Source organism: Phenylobacterium sp. (genome assembly GCF_037138395.1).
In the GTDB taxonomy this organism is placed as follows: domain Bacteria; phylum Pseudomonadota; class Alphaproteobacteria; order Caulobacterales; family Caulobacteraceae; genus Phenylobacterium.
In genome coordinates this window covers 1-1,795 of sequence record NZ_JBAXIM010000257.1, presented here as the reverse complement: position 1 = coordinate 1,795, position 1,795 = coordinate 1, and the positions used below count along the sequence as shown (strand labels likewise).

Annotated in this window: 1 protein-coding gene and 1 pseudogene; both read right to left on the bottom strand. The window is 76.8% G+C overall.

All coding sequences use genetic code 11. The features are described from left to right. Positions 1 to 79: 79 nt before the first annotated feature. Positions 80 to 1,636 carry a DNA polymerase Y family protein gene (locus WCJ52_RS12990; protein WP_336903723.1) on the bottom strand — a complete coding sequence of 519 codons (1,557 nt, stop codon included), beginning with the start codon at positions 1,634 to 1,636 and terminating at the stop codon, positions 80 to 82. Further along, positions 1,554 to 1,795, bottom strand: a pseudogene (locus WCJ52_RS12985) (hypothetical protein); the annotation flags it as partial. The pseudogene WCJ52_RS12985 and the gene WCJ52_RS12990, both read right to left, overlap by 83 nt.

The following is a 1,795-nucleotide window of genomic DNA, read 5'->3' as shown; positions in this document are numbered from 1 at the left end:
GTCGCCACCAGTTCCTCGGGGTGCGAGGCGGCGCGCAGGAAGGAGAAGTTGCTGGCCGCCGCCAGCTCGGCGTAACGGCTCATCCGAACAGGCCGTGCAGCCACCAGCGCACCGGCCGGTCATGGTCGTGCAGGCCCGAGCGAAAGACCCAGAGCCGGGCCCCGTCCTGGTCCTCCACCCGGTAATAGTCCCGCACCTGGTCGGTCCGCACCGCCTCGATCCCGGTCCGCCACCATTCCGCGCCGATCCGCTCGGGTCCCTCGGCCAGGCGGATGCGATGCACCCGCCCCCGCCAGCGGAACTGCCGGGGCGGCTCGTCCGGGGTCAGGGCGATCACCGCCTCCAGGACCTCGGGACGGGGCAGGAGGCGAAGGGGGCGGGGGCGCCAGGCGGGCCAGCTGCCGGCGGGGCCCGCCTGTGCCTCCAGGGCTGCGGCCCGGCGCACTGAGCGTTCGGGGACATGGCTGGCCAGGGGCCGGCTGCGCCAGACCCGCCGGGGCCCAAGCCGGGCGGTCAGCCGGTCGATCAGGGGCGCCAGGGCCTCGGGTCCCTCGACTGGCTCCAGCAGGCTGGCCAGGTCGGACTGGCCTGGTGCCAGGACCTCGGTCTCTGCCGCCTGGAGGCTCACCGCCTCGATCCCGAAGCCGGGGTCCAGGCTCTCCAGCCGGGGCAGGAAGAGGCGGGCGATGCGGTCCGGGTCGCGGGCCGGGCGGGACAGGCCCAGCTCCAGGCCCACAGGGGCGCCGTCCACCCTGTGAAAGTCCAGGCGGAAGCGCCGGGCCCCCCGTCCGGACGCCTCCAGCCGCGCGCACAGGCGAAGGGTCGCGTCCCGGCACAGGCGGGCCAGGTCCTCCGGCGCGCTCACCGGCTCGGCCAGGTCCAGGCGGGAGAACCAGGGGGTCGGCGGGCGGCGGAAGGCCAAGGCCTCGGGGGCCCGGCCCAGGGCCTGGTCCAGGCGCAGCAGGACCTTGACGCCAAAGCGTTTGGCCAGGGGGCCCCGGGGCAGGCCGGCCAGCTGGCCGATCCGCCTCAGGCCCAGCCGGGCCAGGCGCTCCACCGCCACCGGCTCCAGGCGCAGGGCTGCGGTCGACAGGCTGGCCAGTTCGGGCGCGAGGGGCTGCGCCTCCGTCTTGCCCGGAGCCAGGATTCGGGGACGCCCTTCCGCCGCCGGGCTCCGCGCCAGGGCCCAGGCCGCCCCGGCGGTGTCGGCCAGGGCGATCCGGGCGGTCAGGCCGTCCCTCGCCAGGCGCGCGGCCAGGTCGGCGGCCATCTCCGCCTCGCCGCCCCACAGGTGGGAGACGCCGCCGATGTCGAGGAACAGGCCATCTGGCGGATCGGGGGCCACGGCGGGGGAAAAGCGCACGCACCAGTCGGCCAGGGCCTCCAGGGCCCGGGCGTCGGCCTCGGGTTCGGCCTCAGCCAGGACCAGGTCGGGGCGCAGGGCCCGGGCGTCGGTCAGGCCCTGGCCGAGGAAGAGGCCCGCCGCCGCGGCCTGCGGGCTGACGGCGGTCAGCACCCTCAGGCCCCGGGAAAGGCTGGCCAGGGCGAAGGGCTCAGCCTGCGGCGCTGAAGGCCGCCGGCGCCGCCAGGTCTCGATCGCCCAGTTCGGCGACCAGACGCAGAGGATGCGCGACATCGGCTTCTCCCTCGTCTGCGGTCCCGGCGGCCTCCACCAGCCAGGCCCCGCTCCGTCCGCCCCGGCTGCGGGCCAGGCGCAGGCGCCAGCGGGGTGGTCCCAAACCTAGACCGCCCAGATTTGGCGCGCTGGCCCGCAGCCGGGGCGGACGGAGCGGGG

What these genes read in the sequence shown, in the direction of transcription:
- WCJ52_RS12990 (WP_336903723.1), bottom strand. Translation starts at nt 1,636, where the DNA reads ATGTCGCGCATCCTCTGCGTCTGGTCGCCGAACTGGGCGATCGAGACC.